The organism is Ruegeria arenilitoris (genome assembly GCF_013030985.1).
Taxonomy (GTDB): Bacteria; Pseudomonadota; Alphaproteobacteria; order Rhodobacterales; family Rhodobacteraceae; genus Ruegeria; species Ruegeria arenilitoris_B.
Map to the genome: position 1 here is coordinate 638,409 of NZ_WPYP01000001.1, position 25,755 is coordinate 664,163.

Annotated in this window: 22 protein-coding genes; 14 read left to right on the forward strand and 8 right to left on the reverse strand. The window is 59.2% G+C overall.

The annotated features are described in order from the left end of the window. The 3 genes from GOX88_RS03155 to GOX88_RS03165 all read right to left on the reverse strand — a co-directional run bounded on the left by GOX88_RS03155 (window position 1) and on the right by GOX88_RS03165 (window position 3,048). Window positions 1-189 (reverse strand): hypothetical protein, encoded by a 189-nt coding sequence (locus GOX88_RS03155; protein WP_170399095.1) that lies wholly within the window; start codon window positions 187-189, stop codon window positions 1-3. A 97-nt stretch (window positions 190-286) separates the two neighbouring features. After that, entirely contained in the window at window positions 287-2,140 is a 1,854-nt protein-coding gene (locus GOX88_RS03160; protein ID WP_254436097.1) for a multiheme c-type cytochrome, read from the reverse strand. Between the two features lie 41 nt (window positions 2,141-2,181). Further along, the gene (locus GOX88_RS03165; RefSeq protein ID WP_170399100.1) at window positions 2,182-3,048 is read right to left on the reverse strand and encodes a YihY/virulence factor BrkB family protein; all 867 of its coding nucleotides are present in this window, start codon (window positions 3,046-3,048) and stop codon (window positions 2,182-2,184) included. Window positions 3,049-3,198: 150 nt separating this feature from the next. Between GOX88_RS03165 and GOX88_RS03170 the strand changes: the two genes are divergently transcribed. The 8 genes from GOX88_RS03170 to GOX88_RS03205 all read left to right on the forward strand — a co-directional run bounded on the left by GOX88_RS03170 (window position 3,199) and on the right by GOX88_RS03205 (window position 11,644). Next, entirely contained in the window at window positions 3,199-4,284 is a 1,086-nt protein-coding gene (locus GOX88_RS03170; protein ID WP_170399102.1) for an AI-2E family transporter, read from the forward strand. Beyond that, the gene (locus tag GOX88_RS03175; protein ID WP_170399104.1) at window positions 4,285-5,394 is read left to right on the forward strand and encodes an acetoin utilization protein AcuC; all 1,110 of its coding nucleotides are present in this window, start codon (window positions 4,285-4,287) and stop codon (window positions 5,392-5,394) included. It abuts the gene before it with no gap. A 121-nt stretch (window positions 5,395-5,515) separates the two neighbouring features. Beyond that, window positions 5,516-6,493, forward strand: a complete 978-nt coding sequence (locus GOX88_RS03180) for an AAA family ATPase (RefSeq protein WP_170399106.1) — start codon at window positions 5,516-5,518, stop codon at window positions 6,491-6,493. Between the two features lie 19 nt (window positions 6,494-6,512). Continuing rightward, the gene (locus GOX88_RS03185; protein ID WP_170399108.1) at window positions 6,513-7,460 is read left to right on the forward strand and encodes a DUF58 domain-containing protein; all 948 of its coding nucleotides are present in this window, start codon (window positions 6,513-6,515) and stop codon (window positions 7,458-7,460) included. After that, window positions 7,457-7,930, forward strand: a complete 474-nt coding sequence (locus GOX88_RS03190; protein WP_170399110.1) for a DUF4381 domain-containing protein — start codon at window positions 7,457-7,459, stop codon at window positions 7,928-7,930. The genes GOX88_RS03185 and GOX88_RS03190 overlap by 4 nt, the downstream gene beginning before the upstream one ends. Then, window positions 7,930-8,913 carry a VWA domain-containing protein gene (locus tag GOX88_RS03195; RefSeq protein WP_170399113.1) on the forward strand — a complete coding sequence of 328 codons (984 nt, stop codon included), beginning with the start codon at window positions 7,930-7,932 and terminating at the stop codon, window positions 8,911-8,913. The genes GOX88_RS03190 and GOX88_RS03195 overlap by 1 nt, the downstream gene beginning before the upstream one ends. Next, entirely contained in the window at window positions 8,910-10,415 is a 1,506-nt protein-coding gene (locus GOX88_RS03200) for a VWA domain-containing protein (RefSeq protein WP_170399116.1), read from the forward strand. The genes GOX88_RS03195 and GOX88_RS03200 overlap by 4 nt, the downstream gene beginning before the upstream one ends. A gap of 104 nt (window positions 10,416-10,519) precedes the next feature. Further along, window positions 10,520-11,644 carry a BatD family protein gene (locus tag GOX88_RS03205; protein WP_217354186.1) on the forward strand — a complete coding sequence of 375 codons (1,125 nt, stop codon included), beginning with the start codon at window positions 10,520-10,522 and terminating at the stop codon, window positions 11,642-11,644. 2 nt (window positions 11,645-11,646) lie between these two features. On the opposite strand, the gene GOX88_RS03210 is transcribed toward GOX88_RS03205, so the two are convergent. Continuing rightward, a complete protein-coding gene (locus tag GOX88_RS03210) occupies window positions 11,647-12,327 on the reverse strand; it encodes a Crp/Fnr family transcriptional regulator (RefSeq protein WP_170399121.1) in 681 nt (226 codons plus the stop codon). 198 nt (window positions 12,328-12,525) lie between these two features. On the opposite strand from GOX88_RS03210, the gene GOX88_RS03215 reads away from it, so the two are divergent. The 3 genes from GOX88_RS03215 to cls all read left to right on the forward strand — a co-directional run bounded on the left by GOX88_RS03215 (window position 12,526) and on the right by cls (window position 16,615). After that, window positions 12,526-14,136 carry an arylsulfatase gene (locus GOX88_RS03215; protein ID WP_217354187.1) on the forward strand — a complete coding sequence of 537 codons (1,611 nt, stop codon included), beginning with the start codon at window positions 12,526-12,528 and terminating at the stop codon, window positions 14,134-14,136. Window positions 14,137-14,204: 68 nt separating this feature from the next. After that, window positions 14,205-15,179, forward strand: a complete 975-nt coding sequence (locus GOX88_RS03220; RefSeq protein ID WP_170399124.1) for an HAD family hydrolase — start codon at window positions 14,205-14,207, stop codon at window positions 15,177-15,179. Window positions 15,180-15,202: 23 nt separating this feature from the next. Beyond that, window positions 15,203-16,615: a cardiolipin synthase gene (gene cls / locus GOX88_RS03225; RefSeq protein ID WP_170399126.1), complete on the forward strand. Its 1,413-nt coding sequence runs from the start codon at window positions 15,203-15,205 to the stop codon at window positions 16,613-16,615. On the opposite strand, the gene GOX88_RS03230 is transcribed toward cls, so the two are convergent. Then, window positions 16,612-17,046: a two pore domain potassium channel family protein gene (locus GOX88_RS03230; RefSeq protein WP_170399128.1), complete on the reverse strand. Its 435-nt coding sequence runs from the start codon at window positions 17,044-17,046 to the stop codon at window positions 16,612-16,614. The genes cls and GOX88_RS03230 overlap by 4 nt on opposite strands. 159 nt (window positions 17,047-17,205) lie before the next feature. On the opposite strand from GOX88_RS03230, the gene GOX88_RS03235 reads away from it, so the two are divergent. Genes GOX88_RS03235 through GOX88_RS03245 form a run of 3 tightly spaced genes read left to right on the forward strand, consistent with a single transcriptional unit; the run spans window position 17,206 to window position 21,294 of the window. Beyond that, entirely contained in the window at window positions 17,206-17,853 is a 648-nt protein-coding gene (locus tag GOX88_RS03235) for an ABC transporter ATP-binding protein (protein ID WP_170399130.1), read from the forward strand. Beyond that, entirely contained in the window at window positions 17,850-20,264 is a 2,415-nt protein-coding gene (locus GOX88_RS03240) for an ABC transporter permease (protein WP_170399132.1), read from the forward strand. The genes GOX88_RS03235 and GOX88_RS03240 overlap by 4 nt, the downstream gene beginning before the upstream one ends. Continuing rightward, complete coding sequence (locus tag GOX88_RS03245) at window positions 20,254-21,294, forward strand: lipocalin-like domain-containing protein (RefSeq protein WP_170399134.1); 1,041 nt, start codon at window positions 20,254-20,256, stop codon at window positions 21,292-21,294. The genes GOX88_RS03240 and GOX88_RS03245 overlap by 11 nt, the downstream gene beginning before the upstream one ends. A gap of 2 nt (window positions 21,295-21,296) precedes the next feature. Here the strand turns inward: GOX88_RS03245 and GOX88_RS03250 are convergent, their stop codons facing one another. From GOX88_RS03250 to GOX88_RS03260, 3 genes are all read right to left on the reverse strand, one after another. After that, complete coding sequence (locus tag GOX88_RS03250; protein ID WP_170399136.1) at window positions 21,297-21,728, reverse strand: universal stress protein; 432 nt, start codon at window positions 21,726-21,728, stop codon at window positions 21,297-21,299. Further along, entirely contained in the window at window positions 21,725-24,334 is a 2,610-nt protein-coding gene (locus GOX88_RS03255) for a TRAP transporter permease (protein ID WP_170399139.1), read from the reverse strand. Before GOX88_RS03255 ends, GOX88_RS03250 begins: the two co-directional genes overlap by 4 nt. Window positions 24,335-24,436: 102 nt before the next feature. Then, on the reverse strand, window positions 24,437-25,405 hold the full coding sequence (locus GOX88_RS03260; protein ID WP_170399142.1) for a TAXI family TRAP transporter solute-binding subunit: 969 nt from the start codon (window positions 25,403-25,405) through the stop codon (window positions 24,437-24,439). Window positions 25,406-25,755: the final 350 nt, after the last annotated feature.

Genomic DNA, 25,755 nt, shown 5'->3' on the forward strand with positions numbered 1-25,755 from the left:
TCAGTCGTCGATCCAGCTTCGATCTCCGGTCAGAAACTGCTCACGCAGCGATGCGGTGGCAGTCTGTTTCAACAACAGCGCCTCGCCGTGGTTGATGTATTCCGGCTTTTTGGCCTGCAAATCAGCGACCCTCTGACCCACGGACAAGGGGTTTTGCAACTGCGACGTGTGGATCGGTTTCTGTGACATAGGCAACCGTACAAGCGTAACAAGAAGTCGTTGATGACAATGGTTAACGCCCAAATTTGCCGGGATCGTGGCCTAAAACGGGCCAAGCCTTGCCATTTTACGGTGTCAGTTGCGCCCGTAATTGCAGCAGCGCTGGATCGTTCGGCAGCACTTCCAGCCCCTCTTGCAACACCTCCCGCGCCGCATCCGGACCACGGTTGATCTGCGCCAGTTGCACCAGCATAGGCCAGGCCTCAGCCCGTTGTGGGTCCAGGGTGACGACCTCTCGAAAGGCGCGTTCGGCGGCCGGGGCGTTGCGGAAGGTCAACGCCATGCCACCCAGAACAAGGTGGGTTTCGGGGAAGTCCAGACGGTTCGCAATCGTGCCTTGCCATTCCTCCAAGCCCTGCGCGACCTGCGCCTGCTGTTCGGGGGTCAGGGCCTGGCCGGGGATGTTCAGGAACTCTTTGGCGGCTGAAATGCGCACGCTACGCAATGGGTCGGACAGCAAAGGTTCAAGCCGCTGGATTTGGTCCGGCAGTGCGGCCTGACGTTGCAAAACCACCGCATTCGCACGTATCAGCGGGTCTGGGTCAGACAGCAACGGCGCTGTTTGTTCCGCGACGTCCGCCGAGCCGAAAGGTTGCAGCAGATAAGCCGCCGTGGCACGGATGATGCCCGGCTGGGAAGGGTCAGTTGAGATTTCAAGTAAGGCATCGGGCCCGTCAGCGCGCCCGTCCATAGCCGCTTGAAACACTGTCCCATAATGCGGCACGCGGTGGGTGGATGCCGGATACCAATCCTCGATCTGTTGCGCGGCCCAGGCCTGATCCTCGGCTTGATGGCAATCGGTGCAAGCATCTTCGCCCAGCCCAAGATCGGGGCGCGGAATGCGAAAACTGTGATCGCGCCGCCCGTCGACGCCCATATAGACCCGTTCGATCATATGGCAGGACGTGCACTGTGCGCCTGCACTGTCTTGCGGATGATGGTGGTGCGCAGAGGTGTCATAGTCCTTGGCGGTCAGGGTCGGAAAATCGGGATTGCCCGCCGGCGAATGGCATTGCGTGCAGACCCCATTTCCGTCCGCCTTCAACTCGGCGCTGTGCGGATCATGACAGTTCATGCACCCGACGCCCTGCGCGTACATTTTGGATTGCAGGAACGAGCCATAGACATAGACCTCGTCTAAAATCTGACCGTCAGGGTGATAGAGACCGGGGCGCAGCACCGCCAGATTATAGGCGTCGTAGTAAGGCGTTCCGGGGATCGGATTGCCGTCGCCATGCGCCTCGCGCCGCGAATGGCATCCAGCGCATTGTTGGATTTCATCCTCGGTCCGGCCCCTGCCCCAACTCATGGTGAACCCGAATTCGTTCAGATCGGCGACGAGTTTCTGGCCCTGCGTCCAGTCGATATGAGCCGATCCCGGGCCGTGGCAGGCCTCACACCCAACCCCAATTTCGGACTGCGTCGAGGCATAGCTGCGGGTCTGTACGTTGTAGTTCTTTTCAAACCCGGTGGCGTGGCATTCGGCACACCGGGCGTTCCAGTTCTTGTAAGGACCGGTCCAATGCAACCCGTCATCCGGGGGCAAATCCTGATCGGGATAGAGGTGGAACCACTGCTGGTTTTTTGTGTCCCAAACGACATCGAAGCTCTGCAGCCGGCCGGGTTCGGTTTCGAACAGGTATTGTTGCAAGGGCTCGATCCCCACAACCGAATGCACACCGTATTCAGTGGTGACGCCATCCTTTTCGGTGACGTTGGCCCGCGGGCCATCGCTGGTCACACTGAACTCGACCGACATGCCGCCATGATCAAACCGGGTTCCGTCAAAATCCGCCACGACATGACCGGCCTCTACCTCGGTCCAGGCCAGCGCGTGATGAGAGGTTGCCCATACCTCGGCCTCAGCCGTGTGGCATTCGATGCACTGATCCGAGCCCACATATTCCGGCGTTTGGGCCAATGCGAACCCTGGCAGAAACAGCCAGACAAGAACCCCCGCCCTCACGTTTCAGGCCCGTCTGGGTCGTTCTGCAGGTCCATCAGGGCTCCGTTATATTCTGCGCCCAGGATCAGGATCGCCGCGCAGAGATAGAGAAAAATCAGAGCCGCCATCGCTCCGGCCAGCCCCGCATAGGTGGCGCTGTACGAGGCAAACTGCGCGATATAGACCGAAAAGCCCCAGCCTCCTGCCGCCCACAAGGCCAGCGTCAGCACCACGCCGGGCAGGATCTGCCGCAGCTTGTGACGCCCGGTCGGCAGGATCAGATGCGCAAGGACAACGGCGCCGGTCGGAACAGCCACGGTGAAGGTCCAGCGCAAGCGATCCACCGACAACCATTCTGACACCTTCACGTCCGTCTTCTCGGAAACCAGGTTCGTGTAGACGGGCAGGATGACCTCGACCGCGGCAATGATCATGATGGTGATGCCCCCAACGACCACCAGACCCAGACACAGCAGCCGGGTTTTCCAGAACGGCCAGCTGTCAAAATCATGATAGGCCTGGTTCATCGCCTTGCGCACCGCCATCACACCGTTCGAGGCAAAGAACACCGCCAGCAGACCACCCAACGTAATCACACCCGAGCCGGACTCGGCCAGAACCGAACGCAATTCGGCAACGATCGGACCGGCCACATCCTTGGGCCATGCGCCGAAAATCAGCTCGATCAATTCGTTGGTCACGTAATCCTGCGACAGCGACCCCGCCAGCGCTACAGTAAAAAGTGCAAAGGGGAACACCGCCAACATCAGCGACATGGCGACGTGGCTGCTCATGACAAAGCCGTTCTTGGCATCAAATCGAGTGACGGCCACCCAAAGCGCCTGAATCGGTCGGTTGAGAAAGGGAATCACACTGGCATTCATGCCAAAACCCTAACCCGCCAGCATTGGCCGCTAAACCGGCAAATCCGCTTTCCGGGCAAATAATCTCTGACAAACATTTGGGCGCATTGCATAATCCGGCCCTGCTGTGCAGGATCGGACACAAGCGCAATTCTCAGGATGAGCCCAGTCATGACACCGGACCAAGACCAAACCGCGAGACCGACAAAGCTCAAGCTGTCCGTTGTTCGGGATGTGTCGATTGTGACAACGCTTGTGGTGCTGGGTTTGTATGCCGGTTCTGCGTTTCTGATTCCGCTGACGATGGCCTTGCTGATCAATGTCCTGATCATCGCGTTCAGCGACCGGATCATCGCCCTGACCCACATGCCCGTCTGGCTGGCCAATGTCGCCGGTGTCACTGTGGTTTTGGCCGGCTTGTTCGTGATCATGTATATTCTGGGCAGTCAGGCCACACAGTTTGCCCGCACGATCGGCACCTATGAGAACCAGTTCGACGAAGCGGTCAACCGCGTCACTGGGCTGGTGGGCAATGACGTGACCAAGTTTATCCGCGACAATCTGATCAACATCGACATGTCCTATGTCGCGCGCGTTCTTCTGGGCAGCGCCACGTCCCTGCTGAACCAGTTCTTTCTGATCAGCCTTTACGTCGCCTTCCTGATGGCTGAGCGGCTGGCTTTCCGCAAAAAGATCCAGTTGGCCGCGGGTGACCCGCAAACAGGTTCCGAGTTCGCCTCGATCCTGGATGCCATCACGTTCAGCCTGCAACGCTATGTCGGGGTGAAAACCCTGATCAGCCTGATCACGGCGGGCATCAGCTACTCGGTGTTCAAGCTGCTGGGTCTTGAGTTTGCCGAGACCTGGGCCGTGCTGACCTTTGCACTGAATTTCATCCCGTCCATCGGATCGATCATTGCGGTGATTTTTCCGTCAATGATTGCACTGGTTCAGTTCGACAGCATCGGCCCGTTCCTGATCATCGTGCTGGGCTGCGGCACCATTCAATTCATGATCGGCAATTTTTTGGACCCCGCTCTGCTGGGCCGGTCGCTGAACATGTCCACCTTTCTGGTTATTCTGGCGCTGATGTTCTGGACGACGATCTGGGGTCTGATCGGAGCCTTCCTCAGCGTCCCGCTGACCGTCTGCACCCTGATCGTCTTCAGCCATATTCCCGCACTGCGCCCGGTTGCAATCCTGATGTCTCTAGATGGCAAGCTGGGCGAGGAAAACACCCCGGGCACCGCTAAGTAGATGTTGCAACCCCCGCTGTTCATCGGTTCGGAAATCTATCGCAACTCGACCTATGGCTCGAAACATCCTCTGGCCATTCCGAGGGTCTCAACCGTCATTGACCTGTGCCGTGCCCAAGGGTGGCTTTCTTCTGCGAATTATCGCGTCAGCCCTTGCGCAAAACCGTCGGCGCTGACGGAGTTTCACACGCCCGATTATATCGCCGCCCTGCAACAGGCCGAGCGGGATCAGGCCGTGTCCGACGAAACACGACAGAAATACGCGCTGGGCACCCTGTCAAACCCCGTTTTCCCTGAAATGTACCGGCGCCCGGCCACCGCTGCCGGAGGGTCGATGTTGGGGGCCGAACTGATCCGGGATGGCGGCATCGTCTTCAACCCCGCCGGAGGCACTCATCACGGGCTGGCGAACAGGGCAAACGGGTTCTGTTATCTGAACGATCCGGTGCTGGCGATCCTGACTCTGCTGAATGCCGGGCTTGATCGTATTGTCTATGTCGATATCGACGCACATCACTGTGATGGGGTCGAAGCAGCCTTTCGCGGATCAACGAAGGTTCGAATGATCTCGGTTCACGAAGGGGCCCGCTGGCCCTTCAGTGGCACTTTGGACGACGACGCGGGCGGGGCTGCATTCAACTTGCCGGTTGCACGCAACCTCAATGACGATGAGTTTCTTGCCATCCTCGACCAGTTGATTTTGCCGGCATCGGCGTCTTTTGACCCTCAGGCAATTGTGCTGCAATGCGGTGCGGATGCGGTGGCCGAGGACCCCTTGTCCCGGCTTACCCTGTCCAACAATTCCCATTGGCGCGCGGTTGCCAGTCTACGTGACATGGCCCCTCGTCTGCTGGTTCTCGGCGGTGGAGGCTACAATCCGTGGTCCGTCGCGCGGCTTTGGAGCGGAGTTTGGGCGACGTTGAACGGGATCGACATACCCGACCTTCTGAACAACACGGCGCGATCCTTACTTGGTGATCTGACATGGAACCGCGCGGCCGGAAAGCAACCGCCGCGTCACTGGATCGAAACGCTGCGCGACGTCCCGAACCATGGTGAAATTCGCCCCGAACTGCGCGCCGACCTGCAACATATCGCGGAACGGATTTGATAGTGGATCGGACGCGGCAAGACTGTTAACCTCCGATCATTACTGCACATTCCAGCTCATCCCACCCCGGCGCACCCTGACAAGTCACATCCAGACGTCCGGCCATGAATGGACCAATTCAATGAATGCACTTAATCAGATACATGATCTTAAGGCCCGCATGGGGCAGGCGATTATTGGCCAGACCGAGGTGATTGACCGGCTGCTCATCGGCCTGCTGGCGAACGGCAACCTTCTGATCGAGGGTCTGCCCGGTCTGGCAAAAACCCGCGCCGTCAAAGCCATGGCGCGCAATCTGGACGCCAGTTTCAGCCGGATTCAGTTCACGCCCGACCTGTTGCCCTCGGACGTGACCGGTACCGAAGTGTTCCAGCAAACCGATGACGGCGGCACCTTCCGGTTCGACCCCGGCCCGATCTTCGCCAACCTCGTTCTGGCGGATGAGATCAACCGCGCCCCGGCCAAGGTGCAGGCCGCCCTGTTGGAGGCAATGGAAGAGCGGCAGGTCACCGTCTCGGGCACCACGCACAAAATGGAGCCACTGTTCATCGTGATGGCGACGCAGAACCCGATCGAACAGGAGGGCACCTACCCCCTGCCCGAGGCACAGATGGACCGGTTTCTGATGCATGTGCAGATCACCTATCCCCCGGTCGAGGACGAAGTTGAGGTGATCCGCCTGGTGCGCGGCGAAGACATCGCCGCCGGGTCCGGATCAACGGGCGAGATGCCCGTGCCGGTCCCGCAGGACGCCGTGTTTCAGGCGCGGGCTGAAATGGGGCAGATCCACGTGTCCGACGCCATGGACAGGTATATGGCCGACCTCGTGCAAGCGACCCGAACACCCGAAAAGTACAGTGAAGAGCTTGCCAGCTGGATCGAAATCGGCGCCAGCCCGCGCGCTTCGCTGGCATTGGACAAATGCGGGCGTGCGCATGCCTGGTTGAACCAGCGCGACTACGTGGACCCCGCGGATATTCGCGCAATAGCGTATGATGTCTTTCGCCACCGCATCACGCTCAGCTTCGAGGCGCAGGGCAATGCCAAATCGGCGGACGATGTTATCGCGGAAATCCTGCGCCTCGTCGCGCTGCCCTGATTGAACAGAAGGAGAGCCCGTGGCCCAAACCGCCACATACCCTGACGATCCGCGCATCCATGTAGATGCTGACCATCTGTTGCGGCTGGGTGTCCGGTCGCGCGCAATCAGCTTGTTGCCACGGCAACCGGCGCACTCGATCCTCAATGGTCGCCATGCGTCGCGCCTGCGTGGTCGCGGTTTAAACTTTGAGGAACTGCGTACCTATCTGCCCGGCGATGACATCCGGACAATTGACTGGAAAGTGACCGCCCGCACCGGAAAACCCCATGTTAGGGTCTATACCGAGGAACGGGACCGCCCTGCCCTCTTGCTGGTCGATCAGCGCGTTTCGATGTTTTTCGGTACCGAAGTTTACATGAAGTCGGTCATCGCAGCCGAAGCCGCCGCAATCGCCGCCCATCGCGTTCTGGGCCAAGGCGACCGCGTCGGTGGGATTGTCTTTGGCGACACCGATCTGGCCGAGCATCGCCCGCAACGCCGCCCCGCCGCGTTGAAACGCTTCCTGTCATCGGTCGCAGCGCTAAATTGCAACCTGAACGCAACGCTGCGCCCCAAGCCGACCGTGTCGCTGAACGACGTCCTGAAACAGGCCGCACGGATCGCACATACCAACGCCCTGATATGCGTGTTTTCGGACTTTGACGGCCTGGACGAGGCCTCGGAAAGCCTGCTGAGAAGACTGGCGCAGTCAAACGACCTTATCTTGTTCAACATTTCCGACCCCAGCTCGCGTGAACTGATCCCGGGGCTGCGTACGACCGTCTCGGATGGAGGCGCGCAAATCGAACTCGATAGCTCGGATCCGGATTTGTCGAAACGCATCAAGGCAGAACTGGAGAACCGGTTAGCGCAGCTGCGAGAGTGGTCGCGCCGCTATGGCTTTCCGATTGTGCCGCTGACCACCGCAGAACCGGCCCTGGATCAATTGCTTCGCCAATTCGGCCATCGCGGAGGGCAACGATGAGCGTCGATGTCGAAGGCAAGTCTCTTGTCGAGCTACTGGACATGCTTGAACCCGCACCGACGCCTGCGCCGGTACCAATGACACCGCAAACATGGGGCTGGGCGGTGTTGGCGTTGCTTCTGGTTGCAGCGATTGCGTGCGCCGTTCACTTGTACCGGCGGCACCGGAAATCGAATGCGTACCGCCGTACCGCGCTTGCCGATTTACAAGCTGCCGACAGTGACGTCGCCAGGATCGCGGAAGTCCTGCGACGTACCGCACTGGCTGCTTTTCCGCGCGATCAGGTGGCCGGCCTTCATGGCCCGGAATGGATTACGTTTCTCAAGCAATCCGCTGATAAGATTTCGATTTCTTCAGCCGACGCGCAAGCCCTTGTTGACGCCCCTTACAGACCCAGCCTGCCCAATCCGAACGTCGCCAAGTTCGCGCGAGATTGGATCAGGACCCACAAAGCCCCGAGGAGGCAGTGATGATCTCATTTGCTGCACCTTGGGCCTTTTTGCTTCTGCCACTGCCATTGCTGGTCTATCGGCTTGCACCACCGCACCGAGAGAAATCCAATTCGATCCGTATCCCCTTTTTCCGTCATGTCGCCAAGGCAGCAGGGATTGAACCCAAATCCGGGTCGATCATCGCACAGCGGCCGATGCTGCAAACCGCTGTGGTCATTCTCATCTGGCTGATGCTGGTGACAGCTTTGGCACGCCCGGAGAAACTGTCAGACCCGATCGTGATCGAAAAATCCGCCCGAGATGTGGTGCTTGCGCTCGACATCTCGGGATCGATGGATCAACGCGATTTTCAATCCACCGACGGCACGCCCGAACAACGGCTGGCAGCGGTCAAAGACGTGATGCGCAAGTTTATTGCCGAACGTCAGGGCGACCGGATGGCCCTGATCATCTTTGGCACCCGTGCCTTTGTGCAATCACCGTTCACTGAAGACCTGAGTAGTTTGAATGGGTTCCTGGACCAAACTCAAGTTGGAATGGCAGGTCCCAACACCGCCCTGGGCGACGCCATTGGCCTGGGTATCCGCACCTTTGACGCCAGCGAAGTGGATCAGCGCCTGATGATCGTTCTCAGCGACGGTGCAGATACATCCAGCCGCATGACGCCCACCAACGCCTCCGCCATCGCGGCAGACAAAGGCGTTGTTATCTACACCATCGGTGTTGGCGATCCTAACGCGTCAGGCGAGGATCGCGTAGACCTGGACGCGTTGAAAGCCATCGCGGATCGGACCGGAGGGGAGTACTTTTTCGCCAATGACGAGGCCGCGCTGGCCCAGACTTACCAGCGCATAGATGAGCAAAACCCCAGAGTAGTTGAGACCCAAAGCTACCGGCCGCGGGAAAGCCTCGCGCACTATCCGTCATTGGCCGCTCTTTTACTTATGTTGGGCAGCACCGCTGGGTTGCACTTCGCACAGCGTCGAAGGAGCCTTCCATGATCGACGCCTTAACGGAGTTTCACTTTTTAAGAACGGCTTATCTGCTTTTCCTGATACCAATTGCAGGTCTTTGGTGGGTGTCTCGCCCGAAACGTTCGGGACAGTCCGATCTGCCATCTGGTGTGGCCCCGCACCTTGCCGCAGCCCTGCGACTGGGCAGCGAGGAAAAGCGGCGCATCTATCCCATCGACGTGGCCATGATCGCCGCCGCGCTGGTCGCCATTGCCGCTGCGGGGCCAACATGGTCGCGCGCTCAGAACCCGCTTGTGGCTGACACGGCCCCGCTGGTGATCGCCCTGAAGGTCACCGAGAGCATGGAGAACGCCGACCTGCCCCCGTCGCGGCTGGAGCGTGCAAAGTTCAAGATTACCGACCTGATCAATGCCCGTGCTGGTGCGCGGACAGCGCTGATTGCTTATGCCGGTTCACCGCACCGGGTGGCCCCCCTGACCGAGGACGCAAATATCCTGCGCCCGCTGCTTGAGGGGCTGACCCCGGCTGTGATGCCCAAGCAAGGGGATGCCGCCGGTGATGCACTGACGCTCGCGCAAAGCATTTTAAGCGAAAGTGACACTCCGGGGGCTGTCCTGTTTGTGCTGGACGATCTCGACCCATCACAGCTGGCCGAGTTTCAGAACGCAACAACGCAGGTTTTCTTTCTGACCATGCTGCCCAACGGCGGTGATATTGTTCAACTGAACAATCTGAAAAACGCCGTCGTGGTCCCGTTTTCCAATGGTGACGGGGATATCGCGCGACTACAGCGGCAAATTCAAACGGCCTATGTGGATGCGCTGGATGACGATGATCGTCTGGACTGGCAGGATCGGGGGTGGATGCTGGCATGGCCCGCGGCGCTGTTGTCTCTGCTTTGGTTCCGGCGCGGCTGGGTGATCCGATGGGCCTTGTTGGGGTTGTTTTTGACACAGCCCGCGGGCCCGGCCAGTGCAGAGGGTTGGCGGGATTGGTTCCTGACGCCGGATCAGCAGGGTCAGATCGCGATGAATCAGAAGCGTTACGCGGACGCCGCAGAGCTGTTCGAGGACCCCTATCACGAAGGCTACGCAAGGTTGAGGGCTGGCCAGTACCCGGAAGCCGCAGCCATCTTCACTGAACTGACTACGCCAGAGGCCGCCTTTGCCGAAGGCATGGCCCGCATTCGCAATCGCGAGTACCGGCCCGCCATTTCGGCCTTTGAAACGGCATTGGACCGCCGTCCGGACTGGCCGGAAGCCCAGCATAACCTTGAAGTTGCCACAGCCATTCTGGACTATGTCGAAACAACGCGGGAACAATCCGACACAGGTGAAGAAGCAGGGATCGGAGCGGATGACACTGTGTTCGACAACGAAGCCGGACGCGGGGAAAACACGACCATTCAGGCCCAGACCGAAGACGCCAAACCCCTGTCGGCGGATCAATGGATCAGCACGATTGATACGGACATGCAGGATTTTTTGCGCAACCGGTTCCGTCTGGATAATCAGGAGCAGGAACAATGAGATACTTGCTCCTCCTCATGTTCTGGCTGCTTCCGTGCGTAGCATTCGCGCAAACCTCAAACTCACCCCAACCACAAGTCACGGTGCAGACGCCAAGTGAGGACGTGGTCGTTGGACAACCGGCTATCCTGCGCATAAAGGTTCTGGTACCGACCTTCATGCCATCCCCTCCGATCTTTCCCACACTTGAACAGGAGAACCTTCTGGTGCGCCTGCCCGAGCGCGCTTCGGGGCCTGTCAGCGAGTCTGTGAACGGCGCGACATGGTCCGGCGTTCAGCGGAGCTATCGCATCTATCCACTGGTGCCGGGAGCGATTGAGTTTGACGCTCAGGACATGACGGTCACATTTGCGGACCCGGAAACGAACAGCCCGATCCAGGTTTCCGTTCCGCTGCCGCCGATCACTATCAACGCGGTGGTCCCGGACGGCGCGCGAGATCTGGATCCACTGATTATCGCAACGGGCTTTGAACTGGAGCAGGAAGTAGAAGGCCCAACCGAAATGCAGGCGGGCGATGCGGTCACCCGGCGACTGACAGCGCGCATTTCGGGTACAAGCCCGATCATGATACCGCAGTTAATCCCGGACAATCAGGACCCTCAGCTGCGCCCTTACCCCAAAGAGGCGCGGTTCACCGAAACCGAGGATCGCGGCATTCTGTCGGGCCAACGTGTTGATGAAACTGTTTACCTTGCACAGGACGGTGGTGAGGCTCAGCTGCCGCCGGTTTCTCTGCAATGGTTCAACCTGACAACAAACGCCGTTGAAACCGTTGACGTCGAAGCCTTGGACCTGAAGCTGGCTGCGCCCAAACCCGCACCTCCGTCAGCAGAAACATTGATCAGGTACTTTGTGTGGGCCGCCGCTGCAGTGGTGGCCGTCTGGACCCTTATGCGGTGGATGTTGCCGCGATACCAAAGCTGGAAGGAGGCGCGTGAACAGGCGTACCGCGCATCCCCGGAATTCGCCCTCAAACAATTGCGCCGTGCACTGCACGACCAGGACCTTTCGGCTGCGTATTCCGCGCTTGAAACCTGGAAGAGGCGCTGTGGCGATCCGCAAGGATATCACAACCTTGAAGCATGTTTGAGCAAGATCGGTTCAACACGGTATAGCGCTGATAACACATCAAAAACGCCTGATTGGCCCAATGCCGTTTCCGCCTTGGACGCTCTTGCGACATCGCCCAAAAAACATGTCCAAACCCTTCCGCCGCTGAACCCCTGACCTCAGGTCTGGCAACTGGCGATCAGCGCCTGTCGATCCTTCAGCCGAACACGCCCATACCCAAGTTCGATCAGATCCGTGTCAGCCAACCGATGAAGGATGCGGTGCAATGTGGGCTGTGACACAGCGATCATCTCGGCCAAATCGTCCTGAGATACGTCAATCCAACCTTCGGATTCAGATGCGACCTCATCCAGGTGAAGCAGTCGCAACACCAGCCTTTTTTCACTGCCAGTCACGGCCAAATTGGCCATTATTCGAAGCGCCGTCTGCATGTTTTCCTGGGTCAAGGCATAAAAGTCGCGAACGTAATTCGGATTGTCCCGAACCAGCTTGGCTATGCGCGAATGTGGAAAAAACAACGTGTGCGTCTCTTGCGTGGCGACGACGCTGATCAGTCGCGGGGTGTCGGCAAAAAGAGCCAGATCCCCAATCCAGAATCCGGCACCCTCGCGGTGCAGCACAAACTCCTGCCCGTCATCCGCTGGCGCAGTAATCTGAACACTGCCGCTGAGGACCGCGAAGATTCCGTTTGCCGGGTCTCCGTGATGGTACAGTGTTTCCAATGGCTCAAAAGACTTTGCAGCCCCACAAGCCAGCAAGCCGCGACGAAACGCGTCCGAGCGTTTGCTGAACCACCCGGCATTCTGCAAGAGCTTAATATTGTTCGTTTTGTCAAACATTAGAATTTTCCAATATCATCATATGATGAGTTTTAAATTCAGCAAATCACCTAATCTGACTGCGTTCGATTCCCGGAAGGGAGAAGTTTTGCCGTTAAGAACTAGACCATTTTGACAAACCGTTTTGGCTGATTTCAGCAGTCGACAAAAACCTTCACACCTCTGGGCTTACAAACTCTTACAGATCAGGAGCATATCATGTCACCACCACGTTCGATTGCAAACAGGTGGCGCACCGAGCTGCGTCGCATTGCTGTGGCTACTGTCGCCGTTGCGTTGGCACTTCCCGCCTGGGCGCAGGACCAGAAACCCAACATCCTGGTCATCTGGGGTGACGATATCGGGCAGTCCAATATCTCGGCCTATACGATGGGGCTGATGGGATATCAGACGCCGAACATCGATCGCGTCGCCAAGGAAGGCATGATTTTCACCGACTATTATGGTGAGCAATCCTGTACCGCTGGCCGCTCGTCCTACATCATGGGACAATCGGTGTACCGGACCGGCCTGTCCAAAGTTGGTCTGCCCGGCGCTGATCTGGGGATGCAGGTCGAAGATCCGACAATTGCTGGCCTGTTGAAGGATCATGGCTATGTCACAGGCCAGTTCGGTAAGAACCATCTGGGTGACAAAGATGAACATCTTCCGACAAACCACGGATTTGATGAATTTTTCGGCAATCTATACCACTTGAACGCCGAGGAAGAGCCTGAAAACGAAGACTATCCAGGCGATGCGGTTCTGGCTGATGGCCGCACCTTCCGCGAGGCCTATGGGCCGCGCGGCGTTATCAAGTCCAAGGCCGACGGCACCATCGAGGACACCGGCCCCCTGACCCGCAAGCGCATGGAGACTGTGGACGAAGAAACCGTTGCGGCTGCCGTTGACTTCATCAAGCGCGCCCACGAGCAAGGCCAGCCATTCTATGTTTGGTGGAACGGCACACGGATGCACTTCCGTACTCACGTGAAGGATGAAATGCGCGCACAGGCCAACGACATCGCAGGCCGCGTGACCGATGAATACACCGCAGGCATGATCGAACATGACTTGCATGTCGGTCAGCTGCTGGACTTGCTGGATGAGCTCGGCATCGCCGACAACACCATCGTTCACTATTCCACCGACAACGGGCCGCACATGAACACGTGGCCGGATGGCGCTTCGACGCCATTCTGGGGTGAGAAGAACACCAACTGGGAAGGCGGATGGCGCGTTCCGTCGATGGTACGCTGGCCCGGCCAGATTGAGGCCGGATCGGTCACCAACGAGATCGTGCACCATATGGATTGGCTGCCGACTTACCTTGCAGTTGCCGGTGACCCGGACATCAAGGAAAAGCTGAAGGCCGGTTACAGCTCGTCAGGTATGGGCCGGGACTACAGGGTTCATCTGGATGGCTACAACATCCTGCCCCTGCTGACTGGTGAAACTTCGGAAAGCCCGCGTCGCGAGATCTTCTATTTCTCGGATGACGGTGATCTGACCGCGTTGCGCTTTGACGATTGGAAGCTGATCTTCCTTGAGCAGAAGGCGTGGGGCACCCTGCGCGCATGGATCGAACCCTGGACCGAGTTGCGCATTCCGCTGATCGTGAACCTGCGTCGGGATCCTTATGAGCGTGCTTACCGGACGTCCAACACCTACTACGACTGGCTGCTGGATCGGGCTTATTTCCTGGTGCCCGCTCAGCAATATGTCGGCAGCTTCCTGGAGACTTTCCAGGAGTACCCGCCACGCCAAAAGGCGGCCAGCTTCAACCTGGATCAGGTGATGGAGAAGCTGTCCGCGCCGACCAACAATTAACCCATCAGAACACGAAGGGCCGCCCATGCAACGGCGGCCCTTTACTAATTGAAGCAAGGAAATTTCTCATGAGGAATGCAGTTCTTTCAGCCGCTCTTGTCATGGCTCCGCTGGCCTTGTCTGCCGACCCTCTGCCCAGTTGGGGCGCGTCCGCGTCCAAGGACAGGATCATCGAATTCGTCGAGGCCGTCACTGACCCGAACGGTGCCGACTATGTCACACCGGCCGAGCGGGTTGCGGTGTTCGATAACGACGGCACTCTGTGGGGCGAACAGCCGGTCTATTTTCAACTCACCTTCGCTATGGATCGCCTTGCCGACCTGGCCGAGGCGGACCCCTCGATCCTGACCAGTCCAACGCTGGAAGCTGCGGCAAATGGTGATCTGCAAGCTGTCGCCGAAGGCGGCCACGATGCCTTGATCGAAATTCTGAACGCCTCGCATTCCGGTGTAAGTATCGAAGAATTCCAGGCATCCGTCGCCGAGTGGCTGGACACCGCACGCCACCCGGATACCGGTTTGCCATACGATCAGATGACCTATCAGCCGATGGTGGAACTGCTGCGCTATCTCAGGGATGAAGGGTTCCGCACCTATATTGTCTCGGGGGGCGGTCTGCATTTCATGCGCGTGTTCGCCGAGGATGCCTATGGCATTCCGCCCGAGCAGATTCTGGGCACTTATGCCGACACAACCTATGAAACAGCTGATGGCGCTCCGGTCATCACCAAGGCCCCCGGCATCGCTTTTGTCGATGACAAAGAGGGCAAGCCCATCAATATCGAACGCACGATTGGCAGACGCCCCATTCTGGCTGGCGGCAACTCGGACGGGGATTTCGCCATGCTGGAATGGACCACGGCGGGCGACGGTCCGCGACTGGGCGTTCTGATTCACCACACCGATGCCGAACGCGAATGGGCTTATGACCGCGAAAGCCCGATCGGGAAACTGGTCGACGGGCTGGACAAGGGCCCCGACATGGGTTGGGTCATTGTTGATATGGCGAACGACTGGAATCGCATCTACACTGGGTCGGAATAAGGCACTCAGAGACCGATAACCCCATGTGGACATTACTTGTTTCCGCGTTCGTCTTTTTGCTGTATGTGACGGCCGCGGTGTTTTCGATACGGGCGGCCCAAACCGCCCGCACGCCACAAGGGGCCGTCGGTTGGGTGGTCCTCTTGATCTCGATCCCGTTTGTCGGTGTGCCGCTGTATCTGTTCCTGGGTCATCACCGATTCCGCGGCTACCGCATCGCGCGGAAACACAGTGAACAGGTCGTCGAGGGTATCAAGACCTTTGCGGATTTCTCGAAACCCGAACCGGACACAATGCCCATAAATCCCCGCCCGTTCGAGGCGCTGGCGCATCTGCCGGTCTCGCGCGGGAACGGGGCCGAGTTACTGATTGACGGGCAAGCGACGTTCGACGCCATTTTTAAGGTCATCGATGCGGCACAGAATTATGTCCTGATCCAGTTCTACATCGTTCGGGATGATGCACTTGGCAAACAGCTCAAGGAAAAGCTGATCGCCGCGACCAAGCGCGGTGTGTCGGTTCGCTTCATGACTGATGCGGTCGGCAGCTATGGCTTGCCGACGGCCTATCTGGACGAGTTGCGCGCTGCCGGGATCGAGATCGCCAACCCGCGGGATCGCCGCGGGCCGCAATACCGCTTTCAGCTGAATTACCGCAATCACCGCAAGACCGTTATCATCGATGGAGAAACGGGATTTATCGGCGGGCACAATGTGGGTGTCGAATACTTGGGACAACACGTTCATTTCGGTCATTGGCGCGACACACATATACAGATGACCGGCCATATCGTCCGGCAATTGCAGTTGATTTTCACCGAAGACTGGCACTGGGCGCATGAAGAGGACCTGATCGAACAGCTGGACTGGGCCGGATCGGAATCCGAGCAGGACATGAACGCCCTGATCGTTGCGACAGGCCCGGGCGACGAAACGGAAACCGGCGCAATGATGTATTTTGCCGCCATCACCGAAGCGAAAGAGAGGCTGTGGATCGCCTCGCCTTATTTCGTGCCCGACATAGACATCATGACCGCCTTGCAACACGCCGCCTTACGCGGAGTGGATGTGCGTATTCTCGTACCGGATGTGATCGACCACCGCCTGCCCTGGCTGGCCGCCTTCGCCTATTTCGACGAGGTCACGGACTGCGGCGCGCGGGTGTTCCGCTATACTGACGGCTTCATGCACCAGAAGGTCTTTGTGGTCGACGACACACTGGCGGCCGTGGGAACCACCAACCTGGACAACCGCTCTTTCCGCCTGAATTTTGAGGCAATGGCCTTGTTCTTTGATCCAAAAGCGGCGCAGGCGGTGGACAAGATGCTGAGGGCTGATTTCGAGAAAAGCTATGAACTGACCAAGAAACTGCCCGACCAACCGGCCTATATCCGGTTTGGGTCACCTCTCGCCCGGCTGTTCGCGCCGATCCTTTAGGACATCAGTTCTTCTTTGAAAACCTGCGTCATCAGCGCGACCATAAAGGCGGTAGATAGCCCGAAGGCCAACAAGCCTGTTACCGAGGCAAACGCCCCGAATATGCGCAGCGGTTCCCCTAGCACGATGTCGCCGTAGCCCAGAGTCGTAAACGTCACCAACGAGAAATACAGAGCCGAATTCCAGTCGGGCAGCACGTCTCCCAGCACCCAGACGATCGCCCACAGCCACACCTGAAACGTGTGAATGGCAACGATAAAGACGAGGGCTATGCAGATCGGGGCCGCGATAGAAAAGAACTTCTTGCTGTTTTCCAGCCTTAGCGACATGACGCGAACCACCTGCGTACACCACGTCAGAAGGATGATTTCAATCAGGAAGCAGATGCCCAGATAAATACTGCCCCAAAGGATCTGCTGCGTTAACGTCATCAACTCACTTATCATGCTTTGGCCCGAAGAAGTCCTGCCACAATGGCGACTTAACCTGAAAAGGACAAGACTGCGGCGAATGGAAACGAATGCGGCTGGGTGCTGGACTCTGCGTGGTGGCGGCGCACATTGTTGCGGGCACAGTCCGAGGTTTTTTGCATGTTGCTGACAATCGACAAGGTCCAGAAATCCTATCCGGGCGGACGCCCCGTTTTGCGGGACGTGTCGCTGACCCTTGATCAGGGGCAGACGTTGGCCCTGACCGGGGAAAGCGGCAGCGGCAAGAGCACGCTGCTCAATCTGGCGGCAGCATTGGACAGTTTCGACGGCGGAGAGATCACTCTGGACGGAACCGCCCTGTCACCGCTGGATGACGCGGGGCGCGCCGCGCTGCGCCGCCAAAGCGTTTCGCTGGTGTTTCAGCAATTCAACCTGATCCCCTCGCTGACGGTCGGGCAGAACCTAGTGTTTCACGCCCGGCTGGCGGGCCGTGAGGATGCAAACTGGACCGGACAGCTGGCCGAGCGGCTGGGCCTGTCCGACTTGCTGACGCGCTTCCCCGAAAGCCTCTCGGGCGGGCAGCAACAGCGCGTCGCCATCGGGCGCGCAATGGCCGCGCGGCCGAAACTGCTGCTGGCAGATGAACCCACCGGCAATCTGGACGAAACCGCCAGCGCCAATGTGCTGGACCTGATGCTGGCACTGGTGGCCGATACCGGGGCCGCCCTGCTGCTGGTCACTCATTCGCAGAACATCGCCGGGCGGCTGGACCGGCACGCGCATCTGGCCGGCGGTCACATAGCATGACCGGCGCGGTCATACAGGCTCTGTTTTCGCATTGGCGGCGTCACAAGCTGCAATTGGCAACTCTGCTGATCGGAATTGCGCTGGCGACAGGGCTTTGGTCTGCCGTGCAGGCGATCAACGCCGAGGCGCGCGCCAGCTATCAGCGCGCCAGCGATCAGCTTGCGCTGGGCCTGCATGACGAGTTGCGCGACCCGTCAGGTTTGATCCCGATTTCGCGCTATGTCGCGCTGCGTCGCGCCGGGTGGCAGGTGGCGGCAGTTCTCGAGGGGCCTCTGCGCCTGAACGGACGCACGATACAGGTAATGGGCGTCGATATGGTGGCCTATCCGGCCCTGCCCGCCGTAACGCAGATCGAACGATCCCAAACGCCTTCCGATCCGGCCGACATGCTGACCGCGCCCGGCCGGCTGCTGGTATCCCCTGAACTGGCCGGGGCGCTGGGGGCGCAAGACGGGCTTCCCCCGATCCTGCAGTCAGACGCGGTCCCGCCCGACCTGATCCTCACCGATATCGGCGTGGCCGAGACGCTGCTGGAAAAACCTGGCCAGATCTCCCGCCTGCTGGTGCTGCACGGTCAGCCACGCGGCATTCCCCCGCTGTCGGACATCGCGCCCGAACTGGAGCGCGTTGCAGCCTCGTCCCGGCTGGACGCGGCGCAATTGACGGACAGTTTTCACCTGAACCTGACGGCCTTTGGTCTACTGTCCTTTGCGGTCGGGCTGTTCATCGTCCACGGCACTGTCGGGCTGGCTTTTGCCCAGCGGCGCGCAATGATCCGCACCTTGCGGGCGCTGGGCGTTTCGATGCGGCGGTTGGTCTGGATGATCATGGCCGAACTGACCCTGCTGGCCCTGATCGGCGGCCTGTTAGGACTGATCTTGGGTTTCTTTCTGGCCGGAGCCTTGCTGCCCGACGTCGCCGCAACCTTGCGCGGGTTATACGGCGCGCCGGTCGACGGGCAGATGACCCTGCAACCGCAATGGGTTCTGGCCGGTCTGGCGATGGCATTGGCAGGCACGTTGCTGGCCAGCGGTCAGGCCCTGTTTCGCCTGTCGCGAATGCCTCTGCTAACCGGGGCTGGGCTGCAGGCATGGCGTGGCACCGCAACCGTGCACCGCACCAGTGGGCTGATCGGGGTGGCCCTGATCGTGGGCGGTTTTGCCGTCGGATACGCGTTCGATGGACTGATTGCGGGATTTGCCATGGTGGGCGGCATCCTGACGGGGTCCGCTCTGATCCTGCCCTACCTGCTGTCGCTTGCCCTGTCGGCCTTCCAGCGCAGCGCAAGCAGACCAGTCGCGCAATGGGTCTGGGCAGATATGCAAGCACAACTGCCCGGCCTGTCCTTGGCCCTGATGGCGCTGCTGCTGGCGCTGGCGGCGAATATCGGCGTTGGCACCATGGTATCCAGCTTTCGCCTGACCTTCACCGGCTGGCTCGATCAACGCCTGACCTCCGAGCTTTACGTAACCGCCGCCGACAACCAGCAAGGCCAACAGATCGCACGGTGGCTGGACCCGCAGGCGGACGCAGTTCTGCCGATCCGCAGCGTTGAACTGGCGCATGAAACGGGGCCGTTGTTTCTTTATGGGATCGCAGACCATCAGACCTACCGCGATCACTGGCCGATCATCGCATCCACGGACGGCGTGTGGGATCGCCTTCATGCGGGTGAGGCCGTGCTGATCAACGAGCAACTCGCCCGCCGCGCGAACCTATGGCCCGGAGACACACTGACCATTAAAGAGGGTCACACCCTGACCATTGCCGGCGTCTATTCGGACTACGGAAACCCGACCGGACAGGCCATCGTGTCAATGCCGCAACTGGACCGGATCGCGCCAGGCGCCGACACACGCCGCTTCGGTATCCGTATTGCACCCGAGCGCGCCACCGAGATGGCACAGGCCCTGCGCGACCAGTTTGACTTGCCCCGTCGAGCCGTCGTGCAGCAGGCGGCGATGAAGGCCCAATCGCTGGCGATCTTCGACAAGACCTTTGTGGTGACTTCGGCGCTGAACGTCCTGACGCTGGGCGTTGCCGGGTTTGCCATCCTGACCAGTCTGCTGACATTGTGGACCCAACGCCTGCCGCAAATAGCGCCGGTCTGGGCGCTGGGGCTGACCCGGGCGCAACTGGCGCGGCTGGAGCTGGCGCGCAGTGTGCTTTTGGCCGCGCTGACGGCAGTACTGGCCTTGCCATTGGGGTTGGTTCTGGCTTGGGCCCTGCTGGCAGTGATTAATGTGCAAGCCTTTGGGTGGCGGCTACCGATGTATCTTTTCCCATTGGACTGGGCTTACCTGTTCGCTCTGACTCTGCTGGCCGCCTTTGTCGCTGCCGCTCTGCCCGCGCTGCGTTTGCTTCGCCTGCCGCCTGCCGATTTGCTGAGGGTGTTTGCCAATGAACGTTAAGACCTGGCTATGTGTCCTGTTCCTGCTGCTTCCTTCCGCCTTACGCACGCAGGGCTATGCCGGGCTTGGCGGCTCGGCCGACGGATTCGACATCCCGCAACCTGGCTACCAGTTCGAATTTCCCCGCGATCACGGCCCACATTCCGGGTTTCGGATCGAATGGTGGTACCTGACCGCAAACCTGACCGGCGAGGACGGGCGCAATTACGGCATCCAATGGACCTTGTTCCGATCCGCCCTGAAACCGCTAGAGGCGGAAGGGTGGCAGAGCCCGCAACTCTGGATGGGTCACGCTGCCGTCACTACGCCTGAAACGCATTACTTCGCAGAACGCCTGTCACGCGGCGGGATCGGTCAGGCCGGTGTAACAGCCGCCCCCTTCGAGGCCTGGATCGACGAATGGCACATGCGCGGAACGGACCCCGGTTCGGTGACCCTGTCGGCCAGTGGCGCCGAGTTTGCCTATGACCTGACTCTTACCGCCCAAGGCCCGTTGGTGTTTCACGGAGACGCCGGATACTCGGTCAAATCCGCTGATGGGCAAGCCAGCTACTATTACTCTCAGCCCTTCTACACGGTCGAAGGCGTGCTGCACTTGCCCGAGGGCGATGTTGCGGTCACCGGCAACGGCTGGCTGGACCGCGAGTGGTCCTCGCAACCATTGGCGGCGGATCAAAGCGGCTGGGACTGGTTCTCGCTCAGCTTTGACGGCGGCGACAAGCTGATGGCCTTCCGCCTGCGCGGTGAACGCGGAGATTTCACGTCCGCCACCTGGATCGCGCCAGATGGAACCACGACCCCCCTTCCGAACGGATCCGTATCGTTCAATCCTATGGACACAGCGCGCGTGGCGGGACGGGACGTGCCAGTGCAATGGCGCGTTACCCTGCCCGACCAGAATCTGGACGTCGAGGTTTCAGCCATCACCCCCGGCGCGTGGATGGGCACAAGATTCGAATATTGGGAAGGCCCCGTCACAGTATCCGGCAGCCACCAAGGGCGCGGATATCTTGAAATGACGGGGTACTGACCCTAGCGCACGACGTAAACCGAAACGGTCGAGTGTCGCACAACCCGCGCCGCGTTCGGACCCAGAAGGTAATCCTTGAGGTCCGGCTTGTGCGCGCCGATCACGATCAGATCACTGCCGGCGCTTTCGGCGGTTTTCAGGATCTCTTGATAAGCGGTGCCGGTGGCGACGACATGGCGGATATTGTCATTCCGCTCGTCCCCAAGAGTAGAAATGCACAGCTCGGACAGTTTGGCCTGCGCCTCTTCCAACGCTTTCTCATGAAAATCAGGCTGGAAGAACCCGGATACCCAGCTTTCGCCGAAATCGGGCAGAACAGTTACCACATCCAGTTGCGCACCGTCCTGATCGGCCAAGGCCGCCGCAGTCTTCAGCACATTCACGTCAAGGTCACCGTTGCTGATGTCAACAGCGCAGAGAACAGAGTTTGTCATGCGGGCACCTCTTGTCTGGCGGCACGGCCACGTTGCAGGAATGCGATCAGACCCAGCAGGATCAGCGCGGGTATATAGATCAGTTGTTTCGGAGGCTGGCTGGACGGCAGGCTGACCGAGGTCAGGCGCACCGCCTCATCCCCGTAATAATCGAACATGTCCAGTTCATCCGCGACCGGCGTGCCGAACATCGGCTCTTCAAGCTTGATCAACCCGTCTTCTTCCATCAGCAGCAGGCCCATCGCATCGACACGGGCTTCGCCACCCTCTTCATTGCCGACGGTGACAACAACCGTGGTGTCCGTCATCTTGAGCGTATCGAAATCCGGGCCGCTGACAACCAGACGCACCTCGGACCCCGGTGGTGTCTGCCCGATAGTTTCCACAAACGCCGCTGGCTCAACTGAGGCATAAGGCGGCGAAATACGATCCATGAAATAGTCGGGCCGGAACAACGCAAAAGCCACGAAGATCAAAGCCAAGCTCTCGTAGATACGGCTGTGAGTGAGAAAATAGCCCATCGTTCCGGCAGTGAAGACAAGGATAGCTATGGTCGCGAATATCGCAACAATAATGCCTTCAACCCAGGTCACGTCGATCAGCAGCAGATCGGTGTTGAAGATGAACACAAACGGCAGTGCGACGGTGCGCAGGCTGTAGAAGAACGCGGTGAAGCCGGTCTTAATCGCATCGCCGCCCGACACAGCGGCAGCCGCGAAACTGGCCAGACCCACCGGTGGCGTCACATCCGCCATGATCCCAAAGTAGAAAACGAACAGGTGCACGGCGATCAGCGGTACGATCAGTCCGCTCTGCGCGCCCAGTTCGACAACCACACCGGCCATCAGCGAGCTGACGACGATATAGTTCGCCGTGGTCGGCAGACCCATGCCAAGGATCAGGCTGAGCAGGCCAACCATCACCAGCATCAGGATCAGATTGCCGCCCGACAGGAACTCGACCAGATCGGCCATCACCTGCCCGACACCGGTCAGGGTCACGGTACCCACGATCACGCCCGCCGTAGCCGTAGCCAAAGCGATCCCGATCATGTTGCGTGCGCCATCGATCAGGCCCTGCCACAGGTCGGCGACACCATCGATGAAGTTGTCTTTCAGATTGCTTTGCCCACGGAACAGCGCCTTGAGCGGCTTTTGCGTCAGCAGGATCACGAACAGCAATGCGGTCGCCCAGAAGGCCGACAGGCCCGGGGACTTCTGCTCGATCATCAGGAAGTAGACCAGAACGATGATTGGAAGCAGATAGTGCAGACCCGCTTTGTAAATCTCTGCAATAACCGGCAGCTCGACCTCTTTGGCGTTCGGGTCATCCGGTTCCAGATCCGGCACCTGCGCGGCCAGATACAGCAACACGACGTAGACCGCGCAGACGATCAGGCTCAGGATCAGGCCCGCAGATGATGGCGCCCAACTGGTGACCGCATCGACCGGGTATTGCGAGCCATAGCAAAGGCCCGCGAACACGAGGAAGAAGGACAGCATCCCGACCACAGTGCGCGCCAGATGCACCTCGCGGTTGCCCAGCGTCGGCATGTTCCGCTTCACGGCCTCAAGGTGCACAATATAGACCAGCGCGATGTAGGAAATCGCGGCGGGCAGGAAGGCGTGGGTGATCACCTCGACGTAAGAGATGCCCACATATTCAACCATCAGGAAGGCCGCAGCACCCATCACCGGCGGCATGATCTGACCGTTTACCGATGAGGCGACCTCAACCGATCCGGCCTGCTCACTGCTGAACCCGACGCGTTTCATCAAAGGAATGGTGAAGGTCCCGGTGGTCACCACGTTGGCGATGGACGAGCCCGAGATCAAACCGGTCGCCGCCGAACCGACGACGGCCGCTTTGGCCGGACCACCGCGCAGGTGGCCAAGCGCACCAAAGGCCATCTTAATGAAGTAGTTCCCAGCCCCGGCCTTATCCAACAACGCGCCGAACAGAACGAACAGGAAAACGAATTTCGTCGAAACACCCAGCGCAATGCCGAACACGCCCTCGGACGTGATCCACATATGGCTCATCGCTTTTTTCAGGCTTGCGCCTTTCCAGCGGATAACCTCGGGCACCCATTCGGATGAGCCGAAGAAGACATAAGCCAGAAAGATCGTGGCAATGATCGCCATTGCCGGGCCAAGCGCACGGCGCGCGGCCTCGAACAGCAACAGCAGGCCAATCAGAGCGACCCATTTGTCGGTATCATCCGCAAGGCCACCCGCGTCCACGATCTTTTCGTAGAAGAAATACCCGTACAGCGCCAGAAAAGCGCCAACGACCCCCATGATCCAGTCCTGAACCGGAATATAGTCCCGCGGGCTGGAACGCAGCGCGGGATAGGCCGCGAATGCCAGGAACATCGCAAAGGCCAGATGAAACTGCCGTGCATTGTTCACGACACTGCCCGGCAACAGATAGTTGGCGATAGGTGAGGCCAAAAGCACCTGGAAAATCGACCAGATTGCCGCCACAACGGCCAGAAAAATCCCGACATTACCGACCGGATTTCGCCCACCCGCATCGGACGAGGCTACAAGATCCTGCAGCTCTTCTTCGGATAGCGGACGATTGGATTGTGTGTCGGAACTCATGAAAATGTCTCCCCGTCGCGGCCTTTTTGGCTTTTTGAACCACCCGTTATTTTACGGGCTTGGGTCGCAGGGCGCCGGTGGGCACCCTGCCTTAAGTCTGGCTTACTGAATCCAGCCTTTTTCTTTGTAGTACTTCTCAGCGCCCGGATGCAGCGGGGCCGACAGGCCGTCCGCAATCATCTCTTCCGGCTTCAGGTTTGCAAATGCAGGGTGCAGCTTTTTGAAGTCGTCGAAGTTTTCAAAGACCGAGCTGACAACCGCATAAACCGCGTCATCCGACACGTCTGCCGAGGTCACAAAGGTCGCGCCAACACCAAACGTCGCGGTGTCACCGTCCGAACCGCGATACATGCCACCGGGGATGGTTGCAGTACGGTAGAACGAGTTGTCACCGACCAGCTTGTCGACAGCATCGCCGCTGACATTCACCAGCACGGAATCACATGCAGTGGTTGCTTCCTGGATCGAACCCGAGGGGTGACCAACGGTATAAACCATCGCGTCGATCTGGTTGTCACACAGAGCTGCAGACTGTTCTGCCGCTTTCAGCTCGGTCGCCAGTTCGAAATCATCGGTGGTCCAGCCCATTTCGCCCAGCAGAACCTCCATGGTGCCGCGCTGACCGGAACCGGGGTTACCGATATTGACGCGCTTGCCTTTCAGGTCCTCAAAGTTGGTGATGCCGGAATCGGCACGGGCCACAACGGTGAACGGCTCGGGGTGTACCGAGAAGACCGCGCGCAGGTTTTCGAACGGGCCGGCCTCTTCGAATTTCGAGGTGCCGTTATACGCATGGTACTGCCAGTCGGACTGCGCCACACCGAACTCCAGCTCGCCTTCGCGGATGGTATTGATGTTATAGACAGAACCACCGGTCGACTCGACCGAGCAGCGAACGCCGTGCTCTTTACGGCCCTTGTTGACCAGACGGCAGATCGCGCCACCGGTCGGGTAATACACACCGGTCACACCGCCGGTGCCGATGGTGATGAATTCTTCTGCATATGCGGCAGGAGCCATAAGGGCCGCGGTAACCACCGCGCCGAGGCTGAGCTTGCTGCTGTTTTTCATTTTTGAGAACTCCCAATTCTTATGGTGGATGGGAAACCGCCCAGCGGCCCCCCTCCAGGGACTTCGCCGGTTAAGGCAAGCGCAAACCCGTTGCAACAGGTGCAAGCGCCTGAAATTCCAAAATCTCCCAACATCTTCGACGTTTCATTCAGACACTCAACTTGTCAACCCCCGCGCGCAGACCAACCGCCCCAAGCTGCATATCTGACGGGTTTTTCCAAAGTTTCCCCCCGCCAACCGGCTTGAAGGCGTGAAATGCCGGACTTACGGGTGTAACGACCACCAGACTAAAATCTTTGAATGTTGTGAACCGTGCCTCTAGTCTTTCGGGAATCTTGGTACACCCCTGT